Origin of the sequence: Streptomyces olivochromogenes (assembly GCF_001514115.1) — a bacterium.
Classification (GTDB): domain Bacteria; phylum Actinomycetota; class Actinomycetes; order Streptomycetales; family Streptomycetaceae; genus Streptomyces; species Streptomyces olivochromogenes.
Map to the genome: position 1 here is coordinate 79,047 of NZ_KQ948482.1, position 2,127 is coordinate 81,173.

Sequence of the window (2,127 nt, forward strand, 5' to 3'; positions counted from 1 at the left end):
GCGAAGCCGATACCCGCGATGACGACCGCACCGCCAACAACGACCCCAACCAAGAACTTCTGCACGCGTGTTAACCGATGGTGCTCCCCCACCGTCCCCCGCTTCCAAGAGGTTGCCCTGCCGCCGAGCCCGTTCCCAGCCGCACATCACGCAAAATGGCCCCATCCCCCACGAGCGTTCCTCTAAACCCGTATTCCCCGGTGACACGCACTGCTCTCCCACATCAACTGTTGCACCAAACGTCTGGATCCCGACTGCGGAGTTGATCGTGATCCGTTGCGACAACCAGATGTACGAGGGGGAGTCCTTCGCCATGGTGGCCGCTCGGCTGACGACTCTGCCTCCCTTGTATTTCATGCTGCCTCGAGATGCCCGTGCCGCCTCCTGCGCAGGCTCAGGATCGAGCCCAGCAAGTTTGGATGGCGTCCCGACAGGTGGTGCAGGGATCAAGGCGCCGGAACCCGCATGTCGGGGACGGTGGCTCCGCCCGATCCGACGTTCAAGCCGCCTCAGCGGGCCGCTTCTCGGGCCATCACCTCTCCGGAGATCGTCATGGGCCTGGTACCGGAACGCGTGGCGCTTGAACCGCCACACCACGTCGTGGGACACGACGGTCGTTTGCTGCCCATGCCGCGCCACATACCGCACGCACCCTGCAAACCCTGCTGGGATAGGCCCCTTTCCCCTCTTCGTGTGACCCGGCCCCTGCCGCAGCCCGGCCGTCAAACACACCTGAAACGATCAGCGCTCACCAAACGGGAGGGGACACCGTGCTCATCAAACTCAGGGCAGGGCTGGCGGCGTTCGTTGTCGCCGGGGCGCTGCTGGCGCCCGTAGCCGCGGCTACGCCGGCGGCAGCCGCGTCGTGCGCGCACCATACGACGGGCTCGTGCCGGGCGGGCAGTACGCATCCGCGTGGTGCGATGGCGAAGTGCAAGGACGCCAGCTACTCGTACTCGGCACACTTTCAGGGAACGTGTTCGCATCACCGTGGGGTGAAGTACTGGTACCGGTGATCTGGTAACGGCATAACGTCGGCCCGCCTCAGGGAAGTTGAGGCGGGCCTTTTGCTGTCCGGATTTTGGCGTAGCGGGCTGATTGGCGGCCCGTTGTCGCGTCCGGCGATGTTGCGTTGTCACGGCGTGGAACCTGGAGACGAGGAACTGTCGGCGCTGCTGGACGAGGGCGGCGAGTTGCTTGTCAACGGCCATGTAGTCATGGCCGCCGTCACGCATGACCATGCCGCTGGGCGCTGACGCGTGCATGACTGATCTGCTCGACCGGCTCTCGGTCTCGGTGGACTCACTGACCGACGAACTAACCGCCGAGATCCTCAACGGCGAGCGCTCGTACGCCGAGGGCATGCTGCTGAGCCACGAGCAGTATGGACGCCCCGCGGGCGGCGGGCCGACTCAAGGCTGCCAGCTGCTGTTTTTCAGAGTCTCGTTGGTCTCTTGGAGCCAGTGATGGGGATTCTTGAAAACGGCTCTGTCCGCAGCTCCGTGAATGATCGCGTGGGGTGAAGCGGCGGATCATGTGCCGCGCGGGCACCACCGGGTCAGATCATGCGGGTGTCTGTGGATCTACGCGTCCCAGCACGTCAGCGAGAGAAGTCCCGGTTCGTGCCGCTGTGATTCGACGTGCTCGCACCTCGGCCCGGGTACGGGGGCGGAACTTGGGGTCCTTGCCGCAGCCGCAGGGTTCGCGGCCCTCGTAACGCAGCCCGGCGTCCAGCACGGCTGCCACGACGGTCCACGCTTTGGTGTCTCGGCGCCGTGGTGCCGCGAAGTCATGGCCAGCAGAGGTCGTCGGCTCGGAGCATCGGGGGCATCGGTGCCCGCCGGGCCCGGGGTGCCGCTTGAACGCGACGCGGCAGGGCACGCACGCGTAATGCAGCTTGTAGGGCTTCTCGGCGTAGTAACACACAAGGTGAACGTACCCGGCATTGTGGTGGCCAGCGAGGCAGTTTCCGCAGCGCGGCTCATGGCTGGGTGAGGATCCGGACCCGGCCACGTCCAGCTCGGCCTGGATGTGTTCGGCCTCCTCCCGCAGCGCGTCCACACGACGGCGAGCACCCAGCTCGCGCTGTTCCAACAGCCCAGCTACTTAGAGGCCGCGCAGATAGGC

2 protein-coding genes are annotated in these 2,127 nt (G+C 65.7%); both read left to right on the forward strand.

Translation table 11 applies throughout. The features are described 5' to 3' along the window. Window positions 1-770 precede the first annotated feature (770 nt). Window positions 771-1,016, forward strand: coding sequence for a DUF3761 domain-containing protein (locus AQJ27_RS60380; RefSeq protein WP_167552156.1), 246 nt, complete (start codon window positions 771-773; stop codon window positions 1,014-1,016). 217 nt (window positions 1,017-1,233) lie between these two features. Next, window positions 1,234-1,467 (forward strand): hypothetical protein, encoded by a 234-nt coding sequence (locus AQJ27_RS46340; RefSeq protein ID WP_067383726.1) that lies wholly within the window; start codon window positions 1,234-1,236, stop codon window positions 1,465-1,467. Window positions 1,468-2,127 lie beyond the last annotated feature (660 nt).

Excerpts from the sequence above, each read along its gene's own strand:
- AQJ27_RS46340 (WP_067383726.1), top strand. The coding sequence starts at position 1,234 with ATGACCATGCCGCTGGGCGCTGACGCGTGCATGACTGATCTGCTCGAC.